Annotated in this window: 26 protein-coding genes; 22 read left to right on the forward strand and 4 right to left on the reverse strand. The window is 51.2% G+C overall.

Translation table 11 applies throughout. The features are described 5' to 3' along the window. Positions 1-2 precede the first annotated feature (2 nt). From SK62_RS07910 to yedD, 17 genes are all read left to right on the forward strand, one after another. Positions 3-371: a hypothetical protein gene (locus tag SK62_RS07910; RefSeq protein ID WP_032668719.1), complete on the forward strand. Its 369-nt coding sequence runs from the start codon at positions 3-5 to the stop codon at positions 369-371. Next, entirely contained in the window at positions 368-757 is a 390-nt protein-coding gene (locus SK62_RS07915; RefSeq protein WP_045332036.1) for a phage tail termination protein, read from the forward strand. The genes SK62_RS07910 and SK62_RS07915 overlap by 4 nt, the downstream gene beginning before the upstream one ends. A gap of 69 nt (positions 758-826) precedes the next feature. After that, a complete protein-coding gene (locus tag SK62_RS07920; RefSeq protein ID WP_048249447.1) occupies positions 827-1,579 on the forward strand; it encodes an Ig-like domain-containing protein in 753 nt (250 codons plus the stop codon). A 50-nt stretch (positions 1,580-1,629) separates the two neighbouring features. Further along, positions 1,630-2,325: a DUF6246 family protein gene (locus SK62_RS07925; RefSeq protein ID WP_032668721.1), complete on the forward strand. Its 696-nt coding sequence runs from the start codon at positions 1,630-1,632 to the stop codon at positions 2,323-2,325. A 108-nt stretch (positions 2,326-2,433) separates the two neighbouring features. After that, complete coding sequence (locus SK62_RS07930; protein WP_045623203.1) at positions 2,434-2,763, forward strand: hypothetical protein; 330 nt, start codon at positions 2,434-2,436, stop codon at positions 2,761-2,763. Positions 2,764-2,806: 43 nt separating this feature from the next. Continuing rightward, entirely contained in the window at positions 2,807-5,482 is a 2,676-nt protein-coding gene (locus SK62_RS07935) for a tape measure protein (RefSeq protein WP_048249449.1), read from the forward strand. Positions 5,483-5,492: 10 nt separating this feature from the next. Next, on the forward strand, positions 5,493-5,720 hold the full coding sequence (locus SK62_RS07940; RefSeq protein ID WP_032673497.1) for a hypothetical protein: 228 nt from the start codon (positions 5,493-5,495) through the stop codon (positions 5,718-5,720). A gap of 41 nt (positions 5,721-5,761) precedes the next feature. After that, positions 5,762-6,259, forward strand: a complete 498-nt coding sequence (locus SK62_RS07945; RefSeq protein ID WP_048249451.1) for a hypothetical protein — start codon at positions 5,762-5,764, stop codon at positions 6,257-6,259. A gap of 118 nt (positions 6,260-6,377) precedes the next feature. Continuing rightward, positions 6,378-6,938, forward strand: a complete 561-nt coding sequence (locus SK62_RS07950; RefSeq protein ID WP_048249452.1) for an HNH endonuclease — start codon at positions 6,378-6,380, stop codon at positions 6,936-6,938. Continuing rightward, positions 6,916-7,386, forward strand: coding sequence for a hypothetical protein (locus SK62_RS07955; RefSeq protein WP_048249454.1), 471 nt, complete (start codon positions 6,916-6,918; stop codon positions 7,384-7,386). The genes SK62_RS07950 and SK62_RS07955 overlap by 23 nt, the downstream gene beginning before the upstream one ends. A gap of 13 nt (positions 7,387-7,399) precedes the next feature. After that, entirely contained in the window at positions 7,400-7,765 is a 366-nt protein-coding gene (locus SK62_RS07960) for an NlpC/P60 family protein (RefSeq protein WP_048249456.1), read from the forward strand. Beyond that, positions 7,752-10,229, forward strand: coding sequence for a host specificity factor TipJ family phage tail protein (locus tag SK62_RS07965; RefSeq protein WP_048249458.1), 2,478 nt, complete (start codon positions 7,752-7,754; stop codon positions 10,227-10,229). Before SK62_RS07960 ends, SK62_RS07965 begins: the two co-directional genes overlap by 14 nt. 55 nt (positions 10,230-10,284) lie before the next feature. After that, on the forward strand, positions 10,285-12,453 hold the full coding sequence (locus SK62_RS07970; protein ID WP_048249460.1) for a tail fiber/spike domain-containing protein: 2,169 nt from the start codon (positions 10,285-10,287) through the stop codon (positions 12,451-12,453). Positions 12,454-12,543: 90 nt separating this feature from the next. Next, a complete protein-coding gene (locus SK62_RS07975; protein WP_048249463.1) occupies positions 12,544-13,515 on the forward strand; it encodes an acyltransferase family protein in 972 nt (323 codons plus the stop codon). Between the two features lie 283 nt (positions 13,516-13,798). Then, the gene (locus tag SK62_RS23045) at positions 13,799-13,969 is read left to right on the forward strand and encodes a hypothetical protein (RefSeq protein ID WP_181008176.1); all 171 of its coding nucleotides are present in this window, start codon (positions 13,799-13,801) and stop codon (positions 13,967-13,969) included. Then, on the forward strand, positions 13,969-15,237 hold the full coding sequence (locus SK62_RS07985; protein WP_048249465.1) for a Y-family DNA polymerase: 1,269 nt from the start codon (positions 13,969-13,971) through the stop codon (positions 15,235-15,237). The genes SK62_RS23045 and SK62_RS07985 overlap by 1 nt, the downstream gene beginning before the upstream one ends. A gap of 348 nt (positions 15,238-15,585) precedes the next feature. Continuing rightward, positions 15,586-15,999, forward strand: a complete 414-nt coding sequence (gene yedD, locus SK62_RS07990; RefSeq protein WP_003859613.1) for a lipoprotein YedD — start codon at positions 15,586-15,588, stop codon at positions 15,997-15,999. 102 nt (positions 16,000-16,101) lie between these two features. Here the strand turns inward: yedD and amyA are convergent, their stop codons facing one another. The 4 genes from amyA to fliD form a co-directional block, all read right to left on the reverse strand. Continuing rightward, a complete protein-coding gene (gene amyA, locus SK62_RS07995; RefSeq protein ID WP_003859614.1) occupies positions 16,102-17,589 on the reverse strand; it encodes an alpha-amylase in 1,488 nt (495 codons plus the stop codon). Between the two features lie 98 nt (positions 17,590-17,687). Further along, positions 17,688-18,059, reverse strand: coding sequence for a flagella biosynthesis regulatory protein FliT (fliT, locus tag SK62_RS08000; protein ID WP_006811148.1), 372 nt, complete (start codon positions 18,057-18,059; stop codon positions 17,688-17,690). After that, a complete protein-coding gene (fliS, locus tag SK62_RS08005) occupies positions 18,059-18,469 on the reverse strand; it encodes a flagellar export chaperone FliS (RefSeq protein WP_003859616.1) in 411 nt (136 codons plus the stop codon). The genes fliT and fliS overlap by 1 nt, the downstream gene beginning before the upstream one ends. A 30-nt stretch (positions 18,470-18,499) precedes the next feature. Further along, positions 18,500-19,912 carry a flagellar filament capping protein FliD gene (gene fliD, locus SK62_RS08010; RefSeq protein ID WP_017693218.1) on the reverse strand — a complete coding sequence of 471 codons (1,413 nt, stop codon included), beginning with the start codon at positions 19,910-19,912 and terminating at the stop codon, positions 18,500-18,502. 269 nt (positions 19,913-20,181) lie between these two features. Here fliD and SK62_RS08015 point away from each other — a divergent pair, with 269 nt between their 5' ends. The 5 genes from SK62_RS08015 (at position 20,182) to dcyD (ending at position 24,958) form a co-directional block, all read left to right on the forward strand. Continuing rightward, a complete protein-coding gene (locus SK62_RS08015; protein WP_045328696.1) occupies positions 20,182-21,492 on the forward strand; it encodes a FliC/FljB family flagellin in 1,311 nt (436 codons plus the stop codon). 163 nt (positions 21,493-21,655) lie between these two features. Continuing rightward, positions 21,656-22,375: an RNA polymerase sigma factor FliA gene (locus SK62_RS08020; RefSeq protein WP_003859623.1), complete on the forward strand. Its 720-nt coding sequence runs from the start codon at positions 21,656-21,658 to the stop codon at positions 22,373-22,375. Positions 22,376-22,429: 54 nt separating this feature from the next. Continuing rightward, a complete protein-coding gene (gene fliZ / locus SK62_RS08025; protein WP_015570235.1) occupies positions 22,430-22,981 on the forward strand; it encodes a flagella biosynthesis regulatory protein FliZ in 552 nt (183 codons plus the stop codon). 86 nt (positions 22,982-23,067) lie between these two features. After that, entirely contained in the window at positions 23,068-23,868 is an 801-nt protein-coding gene (tcyJ, locus tag SK62_RS08030; protein ID WP_003859627.1) for a cystine ABC transporter substrate-binding protein, read from the forward strand. A gap of 103 nt (positions 23,869-23,971) precedes the next feature. After that, a complete protein-coding gene (gene dcyD / locus SK62_RS08035; protein ID WP_017693220.1) occupies positions 23,972-24,958 on the forward strand; it encodes a D-cysteine desulfhydrase in 987 nt (328 codons plus the stop codon). Positions 24,959-24,964 lie beyond the last annotated feature (6 nt).

Below are 24,964 nucleotides of genomic sequence, written 5' to 3' on the forward strand. Positions count from 1 at the left end.
CCATGGGCATCAAAGTTAAGGGTATTAGCCAGGCGAAGAAAAACCTTAATGCTCTGGTTGGTGATATTCAGGGGAGAAAGGTCGTCAGAGCCATGCAATCAGCTTTGATTATCGGCGGATCTCAGGCGGCGCTCTATACCCCGATCGATACATCAACCCTCATCAATAGCCAGTTTCGCGAGATTACTGTAAATGGAAATCGCGTGACGGGCCGGGTGGGTTATTCGGCTAACTATGCTGCATACGTCCATGACCCAAGCGTACCTCAGAACTTCCGCCGGGCGACGGCAAGGAAGGAGTTTTTAACCAAAGGGTTTGATGATACCCGCAGGCAAATCGACGCGGTAATTAAGAAGGAACTATCACTTTGACCACTCCGATGTATAAGCGTGTTCGCAACGTGCTCGTTGATGCTGGGCTTACTACTGGCTACATCATCCAGTCTTTGTCTTGGGTAGATTCTGGAAAACTAACCGATCGGTTCATTGTCTTCCGCCCAAATGGCGGCACGGCGATAGACCGGGATATGGCAGCTGATTATTACGTTCTGGTTGACGTTATTGCAGGAACGGCTAAGGGCGATAAGGCCAAAGCCGAGGCCGATGTTGAAGCCATTATCGAATATGTGAAAGCCAATCCGATGACAAATCGCTGCCTGGGGCAAATCTCAAATATGGGCGGCATACCATCACCTGTAATGACTACCGAAGGGCGTATGGTATGGCGCCTGCAATTTGCCTGTCTCTTCGGCGGATAGCTAAAAATCAACATCACACAAGGTCGCTCTGAGCGGCCTTCTTTATTATCAGAAATGAGGTAAGCAACGATGCAAGGCTGCTCCAATAACGAACAACTAATTGGTCGCGCGAAGACGCTGGAACTGGCGTACGGATGCGCTGACATGGTGCCGGAGGAGGGTGACTGGAAGTTAATGGGTCTTCCAACTTCGGCTACGTGGGATTTAAGTCCTGAGGCGCTGACGTCTGATGCGGATAATGGCGGATTCAGTTCAAACCTGATCTCCAGTCTCGATCCAACCTATTCGATTGAAGGTGAGGTACGTGTTAAGGACCGCACCGACGAATTCGGCGTTCAGCAGTTCGTGAAGTATATCGTTGATGAGGTACGCGCCCGCCGTCAGCCTGGCGTGTGGATGCGTTTCCATTGGGGCGATTATTATCACATCGGCTACATGGTGCCGTCTGGTGCCAGTGATGGTGGCGGCGTAAAGGAAATTGTCACCTACAGCTTTGAGTTCAAGCTGGCAGATGGTTCTACTTTCCAGATCACCGAAGCTGATGGCGATATCGCGGTAACAGGCGTGACGGTTACACCAACCAGCAGTTCTATTGCGGCTGGTTCAAGTACAACATTCACCGTGAACATTTCCCCAGAAGATGCTGACAATAAAGTATTTACTGTCACTTCATCCGTGCCAGCTCGCGCTACGGTGGCTTTCTCAGGCAGTACCGTAACTGTATCTTCCCCATCGGGGGCTACGGCGGGAACCGCAGTGATTACTGTCACCACTGATGATGGTGCATTCACGGCAACCCACACCGTAACTGTCACTGTGTAAGCAAAACAAAGGGTAGATCGCTGCCCTTGATTTTGCTTATGGGGGGATAGATGACACCAGTTAAAGAGTTTGGAGAATGCCTTATTAGTGTCGGGGATAAGGACTACTTTTTCCGCCCGTCATTTCTCGCGATATCAAGTATCGGCGATCCGGTAGAAATCGTTCAGACGTTTTACGATCTTTATAATGATGAGGCCGCTAATCTCATCAAGAAGGCTGCCGAATCCTACATTCATTCAGAATATGATAGCCTGCCTGAATATGTAATTCACTACATCAAGAGCGGCATACTAAGCCGTAAGGCGATCATGGCTGCGCATGCGGTTTTGTCTGCATGCTGTGAGGATGATGTAGGGGATCTTATCGGCTGGATGAAGCCAAGTAAAAGCCGGAAGCGCGGATTTATGTGGCGGCAGGGTATTATGTCGCCTCAGGAAATGGTCATTATCGCTCAAAGCTTGATGATGCACGGAGTTATCGGGAAGGGAAACTTACGTAAGCTACAGCGCCACGAATCGAACGAGCCTACCAATGAATTCAGGGCGTCGGATTACATTATTGCTGCGAGAAATCACTTTAACATCAGTAAAGAAGAGGCCGCGCAGTTGACTATGACAGAGTTCCAGATGATGTTGGTTGCTAAATACCCTGAACAGAAGGGGTATACGCGGGATGAGTACGATAGCGCGGCAGATGACTACTTTGCGCGACGCAAGCGCAGGCTGGCAAGGGAGAATCAGAAGTAACCGATCTTCGGTCTACCAGCTTTTGAAGTCAATAAATCAACCTTTTCCGTTGCAACTGTGCTATTCCTGGTTAGGATGTTTCCACCTTTACCAATGGGGAATATGGACATGAAGAGGTTAGCCTTGGCATTGCTTGCAGTGGTTTCTTTTGGGTGCTTCGCGGCGGAAGAAATGAGAATTCCAACCGATACCAAAGCCACTTATACAGTCCTCGATAAAGACATTAATGGAAGTATGGCGACAATAGTCACAAAAAGAGTGGGACCTTCCGGGACCATTTTTACAAAACGCCTTTATGATTGCTCATCATGGACCGTGAAATATTTAGGTGAGGGTGAGTCTCTTGAGCAAATGAAGTCATCAAAATCTGATTCAAGAATGGCGAATATAGTAGAAGGCTCAATAGCAGATTACATAGGCCGAAAGGCCTGTCAGTGAGAATAACCCGCTCCGGCGGGTTTTTTTATGCCCGGAGAAAAGCATGGCCAACAGTGAACAGGTTGGGAATATTGTTTATCAAGTCCAAATGGACATAGCAGAGCTTATTGAAGCACAGCGTAAAGTAAACGATCGGCTTGATAAAATGGGCTCCAATTTCGACCGAGCATCCGGGTCGGTTAGCCGATTTGAGGGAGCGCTTAATAAAGTAGGAGTGGCGATTGCCGCAGCTTTCACCATCGAGACGGCCAAAAGGCTGATTGCGATTGGTGATGAGATGGCTACCTTGCAGGCCAGGATCACCAGGCTCAGCCCAAGTATTGATACAGCGAAAGAGACTATGTCAGCTCTTTCAGCTATTGCATCACAAACAGGTAACAGCCTTTCTGAAACAGAGCGTTTGTGGGAATCACTGACCACAGCATTAAAAAGCGCTGGTGCAACTAACTCTCAGATCCTTGCGCTTACTTCGACGCTTCAAAAGATAGGCACTATCGGTGGTTCATCCTCAGAGGAAATGGCTAACGCACTTCGCCAGTTCGGGCAGTCAATCGCCGGCGGCACAGTACGAGCCGAAGAGTTCAACTCCATCCTTGAGCAAATGCCAGAGCTTGCTCGCCAGATTGCGTCTGGACTTGGAATATCGATTGGTGATCTCCGCAAGAGAATGCTGGAGGGCAAGTTAACGGCTGAAGATGCCCTTAACGCTATTCAAAAACAATCCCAGTCTGTTAACGAAGAGTTCGACAAGATGCCTGTCAATATCGACAGGGCGAAAAATAGTCTGGACGTAGCATTTAAAAACGCCATTAACGACATCAATAATGCGATTGGCTTAACCTCGACCCTGGCGGGGTTGATGCAAAGTGTTGCTGATAATCTTAATTACTACAATAAAAATGTCGGTGATGCTTCCAGGATGCCGAAGCTTATCAAGCTACAGCAAGAATTAAATTCCGAGCTTAAAGATGGTCAGCGCTGGTATGAGACAGACTCAGTATTCCAGGCGCGCCGTGCGCAGGCCGCCGTTCAGTTAAAGCAGGTCGAAGGTGAAATTGCTCACATCAGAGCTAAAGCAGCAAGTGATGCTAAGAACAACCAAGGGTTCAAGACCGAAACAAGCGGAGACGATGCAGCAACATCAAAGCTGGTGAAAAACTCTGAGCGCAGGCTCGCTCTAGCCAAACTGGAAGGAGAGGCAAGAGCAAGGCTTCAGGCTCAGTATGATGCTGCCGACGCTGGGGTTACGGATCCGAAACGCATCAAGACTCTTCAGGATGAATATGCGGAGACGTACCGAGTAACCGAGGCGAGAAAGGAAAGCAATAAAACTGGCAAGAAAACTGAGGCGCAGTCCGAATCAATTGCAAATAAGCTTGAAAATTTGCGTCAGCAGTCAGAATTGGCAGCTGATTCAACGGAGGAGCTAAGCAGAGAGCAGGCCATATTACGTGCTCAGCAGTCACTGGGAAATTCTGCAACCCAGGAGCAAATCAAAAAGGCCGGTGAATATGCAGCAAAAGCATGGGATGCATCAGCGGCAGCCAAAGGGGTTACGGAAGCACTTAAGGCAATTCCTTTGCAGGCGGAGAATAAATCCTACGCCGAATCCATGCAAAATCTGAAGGCCGCACTGAACGCTGGGAAAATAGATCTCAAGGAGTATAACGCTGCCACGGAGAAAATGGCGCTCGAGCACCAGAATAACCTCGCCAAGATTAACGCCCAGGCCACAGTCAATCCGGTAGCTTCTGCCCGAGCCGAAGTTGACCCGGTACAGCAACTGGTGAACGAAAATAACCAGAAGTTAGCCCTGATGCAGCAATATCAGCAGCAGGAACAGGCGATACTCCAGCAAAGTTACCAAAAAGGGAAAATAAATTACGATCAGTTCGTTGCTGCAAAGGCAGCTACCGATGCCCAGTACCTTGCCTTGAAGACTGCGCAGGAAAACCAGTTCAATGAGCAGATGACAGCCGCTCAGTGGCAATTGCTCAGTCAACAAGGTCTGGGTTATGAAATGCTGACAAGCGCGGTGGATGCGTTTTCAGGTAATGCATCCAATGCGTTAACCGGGCTGATCACCGGAACGATGTCAGCGCAGGATGCTATGCGTTCGCTCGGGAATACGATGCTGAACAGCGTGGTCAATGCGCTGGTCCAGGTTGGGGTTGAGGCACTCAAAAACTTCATTATCGGTCAGACATTGGGCGCAGCGGCTACTGCTGCTGGAGCATCTCAGGCTGCAATATTGGCTACAGCTTGGGCTCCTGCCGCCGCCATGGCTAGCCTCGCTTCATTTGGGGCCAACTCAGTTCCTGCCATGACAGGAATTGCTTCAACGGTAGGCCTGGCACAGGGCCTTGCTTTAACCGGTATGCGTTACAATGGCGGCCCGGTGAATGCAGGAGGTCTTTATCAGGTCGGTGAGCGAGGGAAGCCGGAGATTTACCAGGCCAGTACCGGTAAGCAGTACATGATACCGGGCGACAACGGCAGGGTGATCAGCAACAAAGATATGACCGCAGGGGGCGGAGTTAGCGTCATAATCAACGTTCAGAATATGACGAGTGCCACATTTGACGCTCAAGCTACGAACAACGGGGATGGTACAATAACCGTGGATGCCATTATTGCTGACTTGAATAATGGAGGTCCTATATCGCAGGCTATCACTGGCAATACAACTGCGAAAAGAACACCTCGAGGTCAGTTATAAGGAGATATATGTGGTTATTGAGCCAAACGATGTGCAATCAATACCAACAGAGATAGGCAAGCCTCATAAGCTTTATCCAAACAGGGCAGTAGAGTTTGTCTTTACTCTAAAGGATGGCTCTACAATTAAAGGCATTGCTCCTGCTGGAGAGGATCTGGAATTTATTAATCATGGGGATATCGTTGACATTAAAATCAATGTTTACGAAGCACCGCCTGGTCCAAGATCCGTTGAATAATCAAACCCGCTTCGGCGGGTTTTTTAATGCCTGGAGCTTAGATGCCAATTATCGACTATCCCGACTGGCTGCCGCTGGCGCAGAAGGCCAGCAAAAACATGACTCTCGATACCGGGTTCCAGACCGATCAGCCAGCGGTCGGCCCGGCTATCTTCCAGAACCTTACTGACGACCTGAAAGTGACCTGGTCCCTGACGTGGATTTTCACCTTGGCTGAGGAACGAGCATTCCAGCAGTGGCTACGCAGCCCAAACTATCTCAACCGGGGCCTGAACTGGTTCAGGATGAATATCAATCTGGGCGGCAGTGGTCTCCAGTTGCAAGAGCTTCACTTCACGCAGATGCCGGTGCAAACCAGTATCGACGGCGGGGTGGTGACATGGACAGGAACCGTTATTGCCAACCATCTGTACAACGCCGATGACGAGTTCGACGACATCATTGTTGAGCTGCCGCCGCCGTGGGATTCGTGGCTGGATATCGTTGTCACGGGTTATCCGGACGGACGCGATCCGGAGAGTCTGCCTCGCGTTGATTAATTTTCATGCACAGGTAGCAAATGGTATAATAAATAAGCGCCTAGGGTAGCTCCCGAAAAGGCGGAACGTAGACCGCTCTGGCGCAACCATCATCTACGAAACCTGCTACGAGGTTTATATGAACTTAATTACTCCTCAATATCTATTTGAGTGTTTTGATTATAACAAAAATAATGGAGAGCTATTCTGGAAAGCTCGCCCCATTCACCACTTCAAAAGTGTAAAAGGTCAGCAAACTTTCAATGGGCAATTTGCCGGGAAAAAAGCTGGCAGATTAAATAATCGCGGTTATTTCAGGATTGCTATTAGTGGCAAGGAGATTCTAAACCACAGGATTGTTATAGCCTTGGAAACAGGCGTGATGCCTACAGACGAAGTGGACCATATCAATGGGATCAGGACAGATAACAGATACGAAAACTTACGAGTGGTTTCTCGCCAGGCAAATGCCAAAAACATGAAATTAAATATCAATAATACTAGTGGCATATCTGGCGTATCTTGGAATAAAAGAAGAGCAAAATGGAAAGCGGCGATCTGGATGAATTGCAATGAAATTCATCTCGGTTTCTTTGACTCTATTATTGACGCCTTTAATGCCAGGATAATCGCGGAGGTAAACTTCGGTTACCATAAAAATCATGGAAGGGTACAGCATGCCTACCTTCAGAGCTTATAAGCAGCAGCGCCCGACGCGCGGACTGTACGACACCATCACGTTCTACCATCCATCCTTCGGCTATGTCCGCCTGGTCGATAAGCAGTTCTTCCCGAAGACGCTTGGCGGCCAGACGTACACACCCGCCCGTTTTGAAATCGAAGAGAGCCAGCAGAGCGGTACGCCGGTGATCGACGCTACGGTGAAGTTAGGGCGTCTGTCGTCTGACATCAAAGCGCTGATGAAGCAGTGGAAGGGGGCGGACAGGCTGACAGCCATCACGGCCACGCGGCAGATATTCGACAGCGGAGACGTGTCGGTGCCGATTAAGTCGTGGCAGCTTTACGTCAAGACGGTGGACATCGATGCTGATGCCGCATCGGTCACTCTCTCCGTCACCAACCCTCTGAATAACAATATTGGTCGCCTTTATGATCCAGTCGAGTACACGGGACTTCAGTACCTCTGATTTTATCAGCAGGATGATCGGCGTGCCGTGGGCTAACCGGGCCTGTTCTTTCGAGAAAGTCGACTGCTGGGGATTGTGCGTGCTGTATTACCGGCACGTTCTCGGTATCGAGCTGCACCAAACTCCGGACTACGAAGCCGGGGCCGACTTCTTCACCTGCTATCAGGGCGACGTCGTCTTCTGGCGCCAGGCCGATAAGCCGGTCGAGGGCGGGATATTCGTTGGATACCGCGGCGCGCAACCGGCACACGTTGGCCTGGTACTGAACCGGCAGGTGCTGCACTCGCGTGGAGAGAACGGAAGCGTGCGCATGGACTCGTTACTGGTCATTCAGCGGGCATTCACCAAAGTGGAGTACTTTTCGTATGGCGCTGGTTGAGATATCGAATTTTCCGGGAACGCCTAAGCTGCGTTGTAGGGTGCCAAACGGCACCCTTTTTTATGACTGGCTGGCGGCCAATGACGCTACTTTCCACCGCGACCTGCTGATCGTCCGCAATGGTGTGAAGCTGGGCGACGATGACGAACTGGCGTTTGAGCTGAGTGAGCTGGACCACATCCAGATATTCGACCAGCCGAAGGGCATTGTCGGCGACATCCTGAGCCCGATTTTTAAAGTCGTTGGCCAGGTGTTTTCGTTCCTGGCGCCGAAGCCGGCAATCGCGAACAACGGCGGTAATACCGTCGACTCACCGAACAATAGCCTGACCGGTCAGACAAACACCGCGCGCGTCTACAAAGCCAAGCCGGATATCTACGGCCAAATCCGTTCGTTCCCGGATCTGATTCAGGAATCGGTATTTGAATACGTTCACCAGACGTCTACCGACGGAGGCCTGAAGTACGTCACAGAGTGGATGTGCATCGGGATCGGCAAATACGATTACGAGTCCGTGCGCTACTCAGAATCAAGCCTCGGTTCACTGGCCGGTGCCGAATTCCAGTTCTTCCAGCCTGGCGAAGTTATCCCGCAGATCGTTGAGGGGTACGGATTCGATGACGTTGACGGTCAGGAAGTTCCCGGTCAGAACGAAGCCAGCGACTTCCCGATCGAAACAGCAACGGCAAACACGGTCGTCAGCGGAACGTATTCCGGCGGCCAGATAGCGATGAAAATCGTTAAGCAGGCTGAGTTCGACTATTTCATGGGGCTGGTTCTGCCGCACGCGGTTACCTTCACCATCAACGTGACGTACAGCACCGCCTCCGGCAACGTTACTACCGATGCTACATTCTCCGGCACGCTGATTTCCGCGGTTGAAACAAACGACGGCGCGGTTGTTAACCCGGTGCGCTGGTACACGTTCACGATGAACCAGCTGGAGGGGCCGCAGGACATCCCGGCGAATGCCACGATCAACACCACGAAATTCGTCCTCAACGATAACGAGGCGCTGGTAGTGGGGCCGTTCTTTTCCCCGGTCGAGTCAACGCAGCTGTGGCTGCATACTCAGTCCAGCCTCGGCGGGAAGAAAGAGACCAACTGGAAGGTGGTTATCTGGAAGATCGACGACGAGTACAACCAAGTCCCTGGTACGCAGCAGACGTTTACATACAGGCAGACGACGCCGCATCAGTCGACGAGTGAGGTGTTTTATCGCACTGACAAGATCACTCCGACCGGCGGCTTCGGGAAGTACGCGGTCAGCTTCCAGCGCACGGACAACTCTGGCGACGCGTCACTTCTGAAGGTCGAAGAGATCCACAGCATTAACATCCGTACGAATGTCGTCCACCCGACCGACACGCTGGTGCGCGTAAAAGTCAGGGCGACGGAGAATGCCCTGGGCAGCCGTGAGCGCAAATACAACGCGCTGGTGACGCGCCACACCATCACATACGACCTCGACACGCAAACGGTGGATTACACGCTGCGGCCGTCGCGCTCGTTCGCTGATGCGGTGGCGCATACCTGGTTGATTATGGGTGAACAACCGGTAAGCAGTATTGACCTGTACGGTCTGTACTCTATTGCTGAGAGCCTGCCTGATGAACGGCTGGGCTACTTCGACTACACGTTCGACGACGAGAACGACTCGCTTGGCGACCGGGTGCAGGCGATCTGCAATGCGGCGTCGGTGGTGGCGTACTGGGATGACGGCGTGCTGACCTTCACTCGCGACCAGAAGGTTGACTATCCGGCTGCCGTATTCAACCGGGCCAACATGAAGACGGACGAGTACAAAATGACGTACGAAGCCACGTTGCCTGGTGGTTATGACGGTGTGCAGGTTTCCTACGTTCACCCGACCACGAACAACAAGACGTACATCAACTACCGCGTGCTGAACGGTGCCATCGTTGAGCAGGAAGCGGAAAACCCAAACAAGCTGAAGATCGTCGGCTTCCGTAATGAGTATCAGGCCCGGGAGCGAGCATTACGCGAAACCAAGCGCCTGATCTACTCGCGCGTGAAGATGAACGCCAAGGTGTTTGAGGACGGCATTATCCAGGTGGGTAGCGTCATCCAGATGCCAGACATCTACGACAGCAACCAGCAACAGGGTTACATCACCGGGCGCGCCGGTAATAACTTTGATACCAGCGAGCCGATCACGTTTACCGGTTCGATGTATGTGCTGGTGACAGACAGCCTGGGTAACCCGACGCTGCGCTATCCAGCGGCGGCGCGTGGCGACACGAAGTACGGATTCACCGCAGCAATACCCGATATTCAGCTCAACATCTGGAACGGAGACACTGTGCAGCTACCTTCGCGCTATCTCATTGCGACGGTTGAGGAGCTGGACAGTCAGCTATGGACGGTTAATAGCATCAAACCGAACACCGATAACACGGTATCTCTTACCGTCGCGGAATACAGCGACGCTATCTACGAATAAGCCCCATCCCAACAAACAACACCCGGCCTCGCGCCGGGTTTTTTATGGAATAAATATGGCTACGCAACCAACTCAAGATGCAGTACCAAGTGAATCACCTCGCGACTTGAAATTTAACGCGGGGAAAATTGACGAGTTCGTCACATCGATGGGGTGGACCTATACCGATCGCTTTGGTCAGAAGCACTACACCATTGAGGGCATCAACTATCTTTCCCAGCAGGCAATGGCCGCCTACGGTTACGTAATTCTTACAGGGAAAACTTTCACCACCGGCGCGACTATCAACAACCCTAATGAGGTGCTGCTGAACACCGCAGACGGCGAATATTACAAATGGACTGGTTCGTTTGCATCCGGCCCGAAAGTTGTTCCGGAAAACTCTACACCTGCCAGCACTGGCGGCATTGCGCCTGGTGCATGGATTGGGGTTGGTGATTCTTCATTGCGTGCTTCGCTGGCGGCTACAAGCGGAGCTGGCCTGGTGGGGATTTCGGTGGGCTCTGTCTATCCTGCCGGTACAGTCGGTTCTGCCATTCAATACCGCACCCCTCAGATGTATGGTATTGAACCAAGCACCACAAACATCATTGGCTCCGCTCTGGATGCTATGTTTGCCGCGGGAGGGGATATTCGTTTCGAGAAGCCTGGTACATATATCACTGATAGAACATGGGTGCTTAGAAGCGGAACCCGCTTGTGGATTGGTCCTGGAGTAACGATAAAACTTGCTAACGGCTCAAATGTACCTGTTTTCAAGAACTATTCATACGCAAATAGCTCAGCCGTAGATGCGTATATCGAGATCTGGGGTTCAGGAACAATCGATTATAATGGGGCCAATCAGACTGTTGTCGGCCTTGGATCGATGGCGTCAATCCTTAAAGGAATAACCAGCCTAAAAATTGGTGGTGGTATAAAGGTTATTGGCGCTAACAAATATGCATGGCTGGTCTGTAATGTCACATACTTAACTGCTGTTGGATTGAATTTCGACACCAATAGTGATGGACTGCACTGCCAGCCACCAATCCGCCATGCCTACATTCGGAACCTTAAGGGTAAAACTGGCGATGATATGCTGGCTTTTACTATTGGTGACTATGCAAATTACAATATAAGTGAGCCTGGTGATTTTTCTGATGTAGACGCTGAAGGGTTATTTTGTAATTACGCTCATTGCGCAGTAAAGATTACAGGAGATGGAACTGGTAACTTTGTTCGCTTCCGCATCTCAGGAATTTATGGAGATACTGAACAGTGTGTTGTTCGAGTTTGGGGCGATGCAAACTTAACAAAGACGGTTGTTAAAAACCTGACCATCGAAAACATCTTTGCTAAGCCAGGTAGCACTGGGTCAGAATTCGCAGCAATTGAGATTAATGACAGGGGGTTTGGTACCTCTGGGTATAGCATTGAAGTTGATACGTTCTTGATCAGAAACTTACGCTCACAAAACGATGCACAGCAATCCGTCTATTTCGCTGGCACCTTCGGCTCGGTAATACACGATTTAGTTATAGACGGCTTGCCGCGCTCTGCGTTCGCCATATTTGGCGTAAATAACGCGTCAACATTAGCCGTAGATAACCTGACAATCAAGAATGGTAATATAATTTTCCAGGATAATGCCAACTCTGCCGTTGTTGTGAATCGTGGCACAATAACAAATATGAACATTGAAAATGTTGCATGTAATTTTGTAAGTACAAACAATGGTCAAATAGCTCGGTTAATAGCAGGTTGCACCGTAACACGCGCAAACTGGGTTAATGTGTATCAGCTACGCGGCCAGCGTGGGTGGAACCATATCACATCTGCTATGACTGGCGGCACTGAGCTAAACTTGACAAATTACACTTGTGACGGCGAAGGCCGTATCGCACAGGTTACTGGTTCAACTCTATCGGTGAGAATGTCTAACTGTCGCCGTATTAACGATACCGGCGCTCAGACCGCATTCTTTGCAAGTGGTGGAGCAATTACGTTGTCTGGTAGTCTGGAAACCGGGTTTAACACTATCGGCACAAACTCTGGCGGTGTTATCAAAACAACGGCAGGCGTTCACAATATCCCATGTAACGTTGATCTTCTCACATCCGTAGATGGTGCGAGCGTGCATAACCTGAATACCTCTCTTTCATGTGGGGCTGGAAGGGTGTTGGTGCAAACCAAGGTATGGAAAAACCTTTTCTCTGGGGCTACATATACCAGCAGCATTTGATGGACAGGTCACAGGGATGTGATTATCGTTTGATAAGATAGGCAAAGATTTGTAGCATCAACTGACGATTCTTAATCAGGTGATTATAAAATGCGCAACAATGCATTGGATGCAGCGAAACTCCTTGCTTGTTTCTTTATCATAGTGGTTCATGTGGGTAATTTCCCAGAAATGCCACAACCTTTTGGTGAACTGTTCCGTGCATCCTCAAGATGGGCGCTACCTTTCTTCTTTCTTGCCTCTGGTTACCTGATGGGAACCTCTGCGCATGATGACATTGGTAAAAAGCTTAATAAGTTGGTTAGCATTCTTTTCTGGTCATCCATGTTATACATTCCTATTTTGTATAGAATGATGCAGGGTGATATATGGCGGATTATTGGTAAAGTTGTATCTAATGACGCCCTTCACGGCGGAACATTCTTCCACTTGTGGTTTTTAAATGCATTAATACTTGGCGTTATATTGACAAATTATTTTATAAAAAATGTAAGCATTAAGATATCGTTGTTTATATCAACAGCAATTTTGTTGGCGTGCTGGTACGGTGATTTGGTCAAGTCACTTCATTATGATATTTATATATTTTATGCATTGAGAACATTGATCGCGTTTTCGCTTGTTTATCTTGGGTGGTTCTTTGCTAAAAGTGGAATATTAAATAATATATCAACAAGAGTCTCTACGTCTGCAATATTTCTTGGTATAGTATTAATGGTCGTCGAGGTATACGGATTTGGTCAACTATTTAATGCCGACATGGTAGAAAGGCAATTTCCTCTGTTAGCTGCTCCGGTAAGTGTGGCATTGCTGAGCTTATGCGTGAATAAAAATATTGGTGATAATATTTTCTCTAAACTTGGCAGAGACTATTCACTGGGGGTATATCTTTTGCATCCATTCATTCTTTACATACTGACACATGATGTCGGGCCATATATAGGAAATAATTCGATGCTAAAGCTACTGATTAGTTTTAGCTCATCTATCATCATACTGATGATAGTTAAGAGAATATTTCCAATAGCGTACAGGAAGCTTAATGGAATAGGTGTGAAGTAATCTTCCTCGCAGCCCACTTCGGTGGGCTTTGCTCAAATAAATTCCCTGCCTCTTCATCCACTTACCAATCAGCTTACTCGTCTCGCTTGATCTGCGCCCATGAAAGATAATACTGTATGTACATACAGTTAATTGTGAGGTGTTTATGCCACGCACAGCAGACATTCATGCCGCACCCGTTGCGCATGCAGAGCCTTTCCTTCCTCCTTCTGCAAGCATTGTCGAAACGCAGGAAGGCTATGATGTCGTTGATAAGGCAGCTCTAATCAGACGGGGAGAAACATTGCTCATCTGGTTTTGCGGACGCCAGCAACATGCGTACTGGGCCGGTGATGCACTGATCACTGATGATGGTGAAGCCATTGAAGGCGAGGCGCTGGATGACGTTCGCCTTGTTGGCGTGGTCACGCATACCATTAGCCCGGTATGGGTAGACGACAATCCGGTGATGTGATGTTTGCCCTTGTAGATGTGAATTCGTTTTATGCGAGCTGCGAAACGGTATTCAGGCCGGACCTGTGGGGGAAGCCGGTTGTCGTACTCTCGAATAATGACGGCTGCGTGATTGCCCGATCGGCGGAGGCCAAAAAGCTCAGTATTAAAATGGGCGATCCGTACTTCAAGTGTAAAGACTACTTCCGGCAGCAGGGCGTGGTTTGCTTCAGTTCAAACTACGAACTCTACGCCGACATGAGTAACCGGGTTATGACAACGCTGGAGGAAATGAGCCCTCGCGTCGAAATTTACAGCATTGACGAGGCCTTTTGTGACCTGACCGGAGTAAGGAACTGCCGGGACCTGACTGAATTTGGGAAAGAAATCCGTGCGACGATATTACAGCGGACACATCTCACAGTCGGAGTCGGCATAGCCCAGACCAAGACGCTGGCGAAGCTGGCCAATCATGCTGCGAAAAAATGGCAACGGCAGACTGGCGGGGTGGTTGACCTCTCAAACGTCGACCGGCAGCGCAGGTTAATGGCACTGGTGCCGGTAGAGGATGTCTGGGGCGTTGGCCGGCGCATCAGCAAGAAGCTGAACGCTATGGGCATCAAAACGGCACTGGACCTCTCAGAACAAAGCACGTGGATTATCCGCAAGCACTTCAATGTCGTGCTGGAGCGAACCGTCCGGGAACTGCGCGGCGAGCCATGCCTGGATCTGGAGGAGTTCGCGCCGGTGAAGCAGGAAATTGTATGCAGCCGATCTTTTGGCGAACGCATTACTGACTATGAGCAAATGCGGCAGGCTATTTGCAGCTACGCGGCCCGTGGTGCTGAAAAGCTTCGCGGCGAGCACCAGTATTGCCGTTTTATATCCGCCTTCATTAAGACCTCTCCGTTTGCCCTTAATGAGCCGTATTACGGAAACAGCGCATCGGTAAGGCTGCTCACGCCAACGCAGGACAGCAGAGACATCATCAACGCCGCGGTAAAGTGTCTGGATAAAATCTGGAAGGACGGTCACCGGTACCAGAAAGCGGGTGTCATGCTGGGCGACTTCTTCAGCCAGGGCGTGGCCCAGCTCAACCTTTTCGATGACAGTGCACCTCGAGCTGGTAGTGAGAAGTTAATGGAAGTACTGGATCACCTGAATGCAAAGGACGGAAAGGGAACGCTCTATTTTGCTGGACAGGGAATACAGCAGCAGTGGCAGATGAAGCGAGAAATGCTGTCGCCTCGATACACTACGAGATTTTCAGATTTGCCTGTTGTCCGATAAAAGAGGTGCGCACCTGATAAATCTTACAATCGGATCGGTGGTGATTATGCTGATGGTATGGGAAGGCGTAAAGCGGCAAGTTGCGAAACTGGAAGGAGCTACGCAAAGTTTGGCGGTGGGGCATGGATGGGACACAAAACAGCACTCGTTCTAAGGCGAACTTAGACGACTGATGTTTTCGACGACTATAACCATCTGTTATTTGGTGCGCTCTTGGACGATCTTTGTCGATTAATAAAAATGTATGCTCATGTGATGGGGATGCAGGTTTAATCAATACCTATCTTACGCTGGCAGCCTGATGGCTTTAATGCCACAATATTTTTTTCTTCGCATGCAGGAAAGATGATGAAAAAAGTAGCAATTGTGGCTGCGATGCTGACGTTAGCGGGATGTGTTCAGGTAGATAACTATCAGGAAGTGATTAAGCACCCGGTACCTTCGCAACTGGCAGGTTACTGGCAGTCGAAAGGGCCGCAGAGCGCGATGGTGAGCCCGGAAGCGATCGCCACGCTGGTGGTGACGCCAGAGGGGGATACGCTGGATTGCCGTCAGTGGCAGCGCGTTATCGCGGTGCCGGGTAAGATCATGCTGCGTTCAGATGATTATTACAACGTGACGCGTAAGCTGGATGTCTATCCGCTGGAGCGTGATGGGGCGGCGCTGGAGTATGACGGTATGGAACTGTACAAGGTTGACCGTCCAACAGTGGAATGCGCAGATTACCTGAGCAAGAATCCGCTGGAGAGTAAGCTTCCGTAGCGGTAAAAGCAAAACGGCAATCATATTGCCGTTTTTAGGGTTTGCTCCCTCTCCCGGTGGGAGAGGGTCGGGGTGAGGGCATCAGGCCGCACTTTCCCAGCACTACAGCGCGTCCTCAATCACCCAGACGCTGACGCTTCCCCCGTTACAGAAGAACGTCCCTTCGCCATCCGCCGCCGTGGTCACGGTTTCCTCGCGGTTGCCTAAAAAATCACGCCAGGTCTTATTGCCGTAATTTTCCCCGAGGCAGATGGTCTTCTCGCCGTCATCACCATTCGACAGCACCACCACACAGCCCGGGTGCTCCTCAGTCCCGCTGCGGCTGAACGCAATGCAGTTTGGATGATCGAAAAACAGCGTCTGCACGCCGTGGGCAAAACGCTGCCGGGCGAGGATCAGCTCGTGGAGCTGTTCAATCACCGGCATATCGATGTGATACGTCTCGCCATCCCCGCCGGTGTCGTCATAGCTGGCGCCAAAAAGATCCGGATAGAACACGCTCGGCACGCCGTTTTCACGCAGCAGGATGAGCGCGTAGGCCAGCGGTTTGAACCAGGCTTCAACCGGGGCTTCCAGCGCCTGCAAGGGTTGGGTATCGTGGTTGGCTACCAGGGTCACGGCATGGAACGGATCGGCTTCCACTAGCGTACCGGTGAAAATCTGGCTCATATCGTAGTCGCGTCCCTGGCGTGACGCTTCGTGAAATTTCATTTGCAGCGGCGCATCAAACAGCATGGTTTTGCCGTCCACCTGATTGATGTAGTGCTGCAATTTATCCACTTCGTGAGACCAGTATTCCGCCACAATAAACAGCGGCTGCGGGGCCACCTCCTGGACGTGCTCAATCCACTCTTTATAGAACCAGGCCGGGATGTGTTTTACCGCGTCCAGGCGGAAGCCGTCGCAGTGGGTTTGCTCCATCACCCAGCGCGCCCAGTATTTGATCTCCTCCGTCACCGCATGGTTGCGAAAATCGATATTTTCACCCATCAGGTAATCGAAATTGCCCATCTCGTCGTCGACCTGATCGTTCCAGCCTTCGCCGGTGTAGTCGTTCACGATTTTGAAGATACCGTCCTCATTGGGGTTTTCAATGTGGTCGATACCGCTGAAGCATTTGTAATCCCAGATAAATTGCGAATACTGCCCGGCCCGAACGGGGAAGGTGTAGCGCGTCCAGGCTTCGCATTCGATGATCTCATCGCTGATTTGGGTGCGATCCTGAGCATCCACGCGCTGCACGCGGACGGGTTCCTTTTCATCGGCCCCCATTTTGTGGTTGACCACCACGTCCAGAAGCACCGCAATCTGGTTGCTTTTTAAGGCGTTGATGGCCTCCAGCAGCTGGGCTTTATCGCCGTATTTGGTGGCGACGCTGCCTTTCTGGTCAAACTCACCGAGGTCGAAAAGGTCATAAGAGTCATACCCGACGGAATAGCCGCCGGATGCCCCTTTATATGCTGGCGGTAACCAGACCATATTGATGCCGATTTCGTTCAGGTTGGGGGCTAATGCCGTGACTTCTCGCCACAGTTCACCGCCGGTGGGGTAGTACCAGTGAAAACATTGTAAAAGTGTTGGGTTGCGCATGCACCATCTCCATGAGGTCGCGAAACTCAAGTATGGAGCAGGTTTGGCTGAAATGCCTGGCGAACGAAACGGTTAACGCTCGAACGCCAGTTAAATGGCTAATTAATATCGCTATTACTTTGCGGAACCAGGACATGACCGCCCTGGTTACCGTAGGTGGAGAGAACGGTTTTCTGGATGGAGGATTGCCCAACCAGCTTCGCCAGCTCATCCATTCTGGCTTGCAGCAACGTTTTTACCTGGCCTTCGTTGTCCAGGATCACCCGCAGCGTCGGGCGAAGCTGCTCCTGAATCTGCATCGAAGGTTCACTTTCCTGAGTGAGACGAGCCAGTGAGTGCACCGCATTAACATAGTCGGTTTCACAGATGATCAGATCATCCCATAGTCCCTGCCGGGCCAGTCGCAACATCAACTGGCTCTGCTCAAGGAGTTGCTGATAAAGGGCATAAAGTTGCGGTGCGTTACTCATTAGACGGCGTCCTGCATCAGTTGTGGCGTACCGGCAACCTCCTTCCACCCGTCAGCGATATTGCGCAGCAAGTTTTCCACCTCTTCGATGGCGCTGGCGTCGTTATTCACGTTGGCGTGCAGGAGGCGACGTACCATATAGGCATAAAGGGCAATCAGGTTTTGCGTAAGCTCATCACCGTTATTTTCCACCAGGCCAACCTTCAGCCCGTTTTCGATAATGTTGATGGCTTTTGAGAGCGCCAGCCCTTTTGCCGGGATATTACCGTCTGCCAGGAACAGACGCGCGCGTACCAGCGCGCTGAGGGCTCCATCAAATAGCATGATAACCAGCTGCTGCTGGCTGGCGCTCATCACCGCGCTTTCAACTTCTATCTTTGCGTAGGCTTGCGTGCCTTTTGCGCCGTACATGTTATCCCCCTCGGGTCTGATTAGCGTTTACTACTTGTTGCTGGACGTATTTTCGAACTGCTGCGTCAGGTAGCTGCTGGTGTTGTTCAGCGAGGTCATCAGTACGTCCAGCTGGGTAAACTGGGCTTTGTACTGCGCCACTCTCGCGTCAATACGTTCGCTCACGGCGTTATATTGATCCGTTAACTTGTTCAGCGTTTTGCTGACGCCATCTTTGGCCGCCTGGATAATGCCTTTACTGGAAAGCCAGTCAGTCAGATGGGTGGCCATGGTGGTAGTGATCCCGGTGGTTTTACCGTCACCCACAACCAAATCTTTCACGGCAGACGGGTTATCCGTCAGCGCTTTTTTCAGCTTGTCGCTGTCCAGCTCCAGCTTGCCCGTGCTTGGATCTGAAGTAATGCCGACCTGAGACAGCGTTTTATAGGCGGTTCCGCCGACGGAGTTGCCCAGCATGGTTTTCAGCTGCGTCTGAATAGTACGCAGCGTGCTGTCCCCGAGCAGGGCACCGTTGCTGGAGTCCTGCGCATCTGTACCCGCATCAACTGCCGTATATTTGGTTAATGATGCAAAGCTGTCCTGAAGGGTGTTGTAGGCATCCACCCAGGCTTTCATCGCCGTTTCCGCTTTCGACGTATCTTTAGCGATCGTCAGCGTCTGGTTACCGGTGGTGACGTCGTTCAGGTTCAGGGTGATATCTTCCAGCGCATCGCTGATAGTGTTGCTGCTGTTTTCGATATCAACGTTATTCACCTTCAGCTTGGCGTTCTGCGCGGTGACGCTTTCTGTCATGCCGTTGCTGGCGTCGGTGCTGGTGCCGTTGTAACCCATAAAGGATTGCAGGGCGCTGTCGCCGCTCACGCTGATGCTGACCGCGTTGTCCGCCCCGGTTTCGGTGGAGGTGATGGACAGACGGTACTGACCATTACCGACGTTAATAATACTGGCGGTCACGCCGGCGTCAGCTTTGTTAATCGCATCGCGAATGCCGGTCAGCGAGGAGTTTGCCGCGCTGATATCGACGGTCACCGGATCTTTACCGTTACCGGCGGTAAAGGTGATCTTGCTGTCAGCCGTGGCAATGGCCGTTTTGGTATCCGGCTGCGCGTTTTTGGTCGTCAGGGTTTGCGCCTGCGCCAGCTGCGACACGCTGATGGTGTATTTACCGGCAATCGCGCTGCCGGTAGTGGTGGCGCTGAATGCCGTGGTACTGCTCGACGTGCTGGTCGCTGTAAACAGGTCGGCTTTATTCAGCGCGGTGTTGGCGGTCTGAAACGCTTCCAGTGAACTTTTCAACGTGCCGTAAGCGCTCAGCTTGGCGGTATACGATGTCTGTTGTTTGGAAATTGGCGTCAGCTGTGCTTTTTCGGCCGTGGTCAGACTATCCAGAATGTCTGCTAACTTAAGACCCGAACCAATCCCCAATGATGAAATACTTGCCATATTTATTCCTTAATCTATCGACACGTAGAACGAATAGTGGGGTTATCGGCCTTAATGGGGGAAAGTTTACGGTTAATTTCTTTTTTTTAATGGCGGGAATAACGGTAATAGAGAAGAGCTTTTCCGTGGCTAAAAAAATTAACGCGATCCTGAAAAAATATCTAAAGGTTGGTTTGGACCAGACGATAACACCTTTGACGGCGATGAAGCCGAAGGGTGGAAACCCAAATCTAACCAAACAGATTTGATGAACAACAGGAATCGAAATCATGGCACAAGTCATTAATACCAACAGCCTCTCGCTGATCACTCAGAACAACATCAACAAGAACCAGTCCGCTCTGTCTTCTTCTATCGAGCGTCTGTCTTCTGGTCTGCGTATCAACAGCGCGAAAGATGACGCTGCGGGCCAGGCTATCGCTAACCGCTTCACCTCTAACATCAAAGGCCTGACTCAGGCTGCACGTAACGCTAACGACGGTATCTCTCTGGCGCAGACCACTGAAGGCGCGCTGTCTGAAATCAACAACAACCTTCAGCGTGTTCGTGAACTGACCGTTCAGGCAACGACCGGTACTAACTCTGATTCTGACCTGTCTTCAATCCAGGACGAAATCAAATCCCGTCTGTCTGAAATCGACCGTGTATCTGGTCAGACTCAGTTCAACGGCGTGAACGTACTGGCTAAAAACGGTTCTATGGCGATTCAGGTTGGTGCGAACGACGGCCAGACTATCAACATTGACCTTCAGAAGATTGACTCTTCTACTCTGGGGCTGAATGGATTCTCCGTTTCAGGTCAGTCGCTTAAAGTTAGTGATACCATCACTCAAATTACCGGCGCAGCGGGTGTTAAACCTGTAGCCGTAGACCTTAGCGCTGTCGCAGGAGATCTTTCTTCTGCTACAGGCAAGACCATTGATGCATCCAGCCTGACATTACATAACACCTTAGATTCAAACGGTGTGGCAACTGATCAATTCGTCGTTAAGTCAGGAAGTGATTTCTATTCAGCTTCAATTAATCATGGAACTGGTGCAGTTACCTTAAACAAAGCTGATGTTGAATATAAAGATACTGATAATGGTCTCACGACTGCTGCTACTCAGGCGAAACAGCTTATTAAGGTAGCGGCAGACAAAGATGGCAATGCTGCTGGTTATGTAACGTTCCAAGGTAAAAATTACGCTACTACCGTTGCGACAGCTCTTGATGACGATAACTCCGTTACCTCTGATGCTAATAAAGTTGTAGTTGAACTTTCTACTGATACCCCAACTGCACAATTCGCTGGCGCATCTACTGCGGATCCACTGGCTCTGCTGGACAAAGCAATCGCGTCCGTAGACAAATTCCGTTCTTCACTGGGTGCGGTTCAGAACCGTCTGAGCTCTGCCGTAACCAACCTGAACAACACCACCACCAACCTGTCTGAAGCGCAGTCCCGTATTCAGGACGCCGACTATGCGACCGAAGTGTCCAACATGTCTAAAGCGCAGATCGTTCAGCAGGCCGGTAACTCCGTGCTGTCCAAAGCTAACCAGGTTCCTCAGCAGGTTCTGTCTCTGCTGCAAGGCTAATCGCCTGATTACGCTTAAACCCCGCTTCGGCGGGGTTTTTTCTGTCCGCATTTACGCGTAACCCCCCAAATAACCCCTCATTTCACCCACTATTCACCCGATTAAAACCCCTCCAGAATCGGATAATCATGCCGATAACTCAACTAACGCAGGGCTGTTTATCGTGAATTCACTCTATACCGCTGAAGGTGTAATGGATAAACACTCGCTGTGGCAGCGTTATGTTCCGCTGGTGCGTCACGAAGCATTGCGCCTCCAGGTGCGTTTGCCGGCGAGCGTGGAACTGGACGATCTGCTACAGGCGGGCGGTATCGGGTTATTGAATGCAGTTGACCGGTACGACGCTCTGCAAGGAACGGCATTTACGACTTACGCAGTGCAGCGTATTCGTGGTGCGATGCTGGACGAGCTGCGCAGCCGCGACTGGGTGCCGCGCAGCGTTCGCCGCAACGCGCGCGAAGTGGCGCATGCGATGGGGCAGCTGGAACAGGAGCTGGGGCGCAACGCGACGGAAACCGAAGTAGCGGAGCGTCTGGGCATTCCTGTTGAAGAGTATCGCCAGATGTTGCTCGATACCAATAACAGCCAACTCTTCTCTTATGATGAGTGGCGCGAAGAGCATGGCGATAGCATCGAGCTGGTGACGGATGAACATCAGCAAGAAAACCCGTTACACCATTTACTGGAAGGGAATTTACGCCAGCGCGTGATGGAAGCGATCGAAGCTTTACCGGAACGTGAGCAACTGGTGTTAACCCTCTATTACCAGGAAGAGCTCAATCTCAAAGAGATTGGCGCCGTGCTGGAGGTGGGCGAGTCTCGGGTGAGCCAGCTGCACAGCCAGGCCATTAAACGCCTGCGCACAAAACTGGGTAAGTTATAGGTGAGTCATTCGCCTTGGAAATGCCGCACAACGTATTGACAACCAGGAGTTATCATGACGGTGCAGCAATCTAAAAGACGGCCTTTAAGCCGCTACCTGAAAGACTTTAAACACAGCCAGACGCATTGCGCCCACTGTAAAAAATTACTCGACCGCATCACGCTGGTTCGTCGCGGTGAAATCGTGAATAAGATTGCGATTTCCCGCCTCGACACGCTGATGGATGAAGCCGCCTGGCTTGAAGAGCAAAAAGAGTGGGTAGCGCTTTGCCGTTTCTGTGGCGATCTCCATTGCAAAGAGCAAAGCGACTTCTTCGATATTATCGGCTTCAAGCAATTCCTGTTTGAACAAACGGAGATGAGTCACGGCACCGTGCGTGAATACGTGGTTCGCCTGCGCCGCCTGGGTCAGCATTTGACCATGCAAAATATCTCCCGCGATCTGCTGACAACCGGATACCTGGATGAAAATCTGGAGCCCTGGCTGCCCGCCACCAGTACCAACAATTACCGCATCGCGCTGCGAAAGTACGCGCAATATAAAGTCCAGATGCCGGGCGTCATAAAGCAGAAAGTCCGCGCCGGAACAACTTCTGATATATATTAAAAAAGAATAAGATGTAGCGCAGCCGCCTTTGACGTTGCAGGCGATTTCTCTACACTACTCAAAAATTCCACTGTATCGGAGTACTTATGAAATTAGCACTTCTGGGTCGTCAGGCGCTGATGGGGATGATGGCCGTTGCGCTGGTCGCGGGGATGAGCGTGAAAACGTTCGCGGCAGAGAATCTGCTCAACAAAGTTAAAGAGCGCGGCACGCTGCTGGTTGGGCTGGAAGGAACCTATCCTCCGTTCAGCTTCCAGGGCGACGACGGTAAACTGACCGGTTTTGAAGTGGAGTTTGCGCAGGAGCTGGCAAAACACCTCGGCGTTAAAGCCTCCCTGAAACCCACCAAATGGGACGGGATGCTGGCGTCACTGGATTCCAAACGTATTGACGTGGTGATTAACCAGGTAACCATTTCTGACGAGCGTAAGAAGAAGTATGACTTCTCCACGCCGTACACCGTGTCCGGTATTCAGGCGCTGGTGAAGAAAGGTAACGAAGGCAGTATCAAATCCGCAGCGGATCTGAAAGGTAAGAAAGTCGGCGTCGGTCTGGGCACCAACTACGAAGAGTGGCTGCGCCAGAACGTGCAGGGCGTGGACATCCGTACCTACGATGATGACCCGACGAAATACCAGGATCTACGCGTAGGCCGTATTGACGCCATTCTGGTTGACCGCCTGGCAGCGCTGGATCTGGTGAAGAAAACCAACAATACCCTGGCTGTCGCGGGTGATGCGTTCTCCCGTCAGGAGTCCGGCGTGGCGGTGCGTAAAGGTAACGAGGATCTGCTGAAAGCCATCGACGGCGCCATTGCTGAGATGCAGAAAGACGGCAGCCTGAAGGCGCTTTCTGAGAAGTGGTTCGGCGCAGACGTGACGAAATAAGTCTCTGACTGACAAAAAAAGGCGCTTTTAAAAGCGCCTTTTTTATTTCTCGCGCGTCTGCGTGCATAATGAAATAACAATTGTTTGCGTGACCGGAGGAACCATGTCACTACAGAATTTAACGCGCTTTCCCCGTCTGGAATTTATCGGCGCACCCACGCCGCTGGAGTATCTGCCGCGATTTTCTGACTACCTGGGGCGCGATATTTTCATTAAGCGTGACGATGTGACGCCCATGGCGATGGGCGGAAATAAGCTGCGCAAGCTGGAATTTCTCGCCGCCGATGCCCTGCGTGAGGGGGCGGATACGCTGATCACCGCCGGGGCAATTCAGTCTAACCACGTTCGCCAGACGGCGGCAGTGGCGGCGAAGCTGGGACTCCACTGCGTTGCCCTGCTGGAGAACCCGATCGGGACGCAGGCAGAGAATTACCTGACTAACGGTAACCGTTTGCTGCTGGATCTGTTCAACGTGCAGGTTGAAATGGTCGACGCGTTGACCGACCCGGCTGCACAGCTCGACGAGCTGGCGACGCGTCTGGAAGCGCAGGGTTTTCGTCCGTACGTGATCCCGGTTGGCGGCTCGAATGCGCTGGGTGCCCTCGGCTATGTTGAGAGCGCGCTGGAAATCGCTCAGCAGTGCGAAGGCGCGGTGAGTTTATCCTCGGTGGTGGTGGCGTCCGGCAGTGCGGGGACCCATGCTGGTTTAGCGGTCGGGCTTGAGCAACTGATGCCGGAGGTCGAGCTGATTGGCGTGACGGTTTCCAGAAGCGTTGCGGACCAGAAGCCGAAAGTCGTCACCCTGCAACAGGCGGTGGCTGAACAGCTTGCGCTTCAGGCGAAGGCAGAGATACTGCTGTGGGATGACTATTTCGCGCCGGGCTATGGCACCCCCAATGATGAAGGGATGGAGGCCGTTAAGCTGCTGGCCCGTCTCGAAGGTATTCTGCTCGACCCGGTCTATACCGGCAAGGCAATGGCGGGCCTGATCGACGGCATCGCCCGCAAGCGCTTTAAGGATGAAGGACCCATTTTGTTTGTTCATACTGGCGGGGCGCCTGCGCTGTTTGCCTATCATCCTCATGTCTAAAAATCA

The organism is Enterobacter sp. BIDMC109, assembly GCF_001037885.1.
Classification (GTDB): domain Bacteria; phylum Pseudomonadota; class Gammaproteobacteria; order Enterobacterales; family Enterobacteriaceae; genus Enterobacter; species Enterobacter hormaechei_C.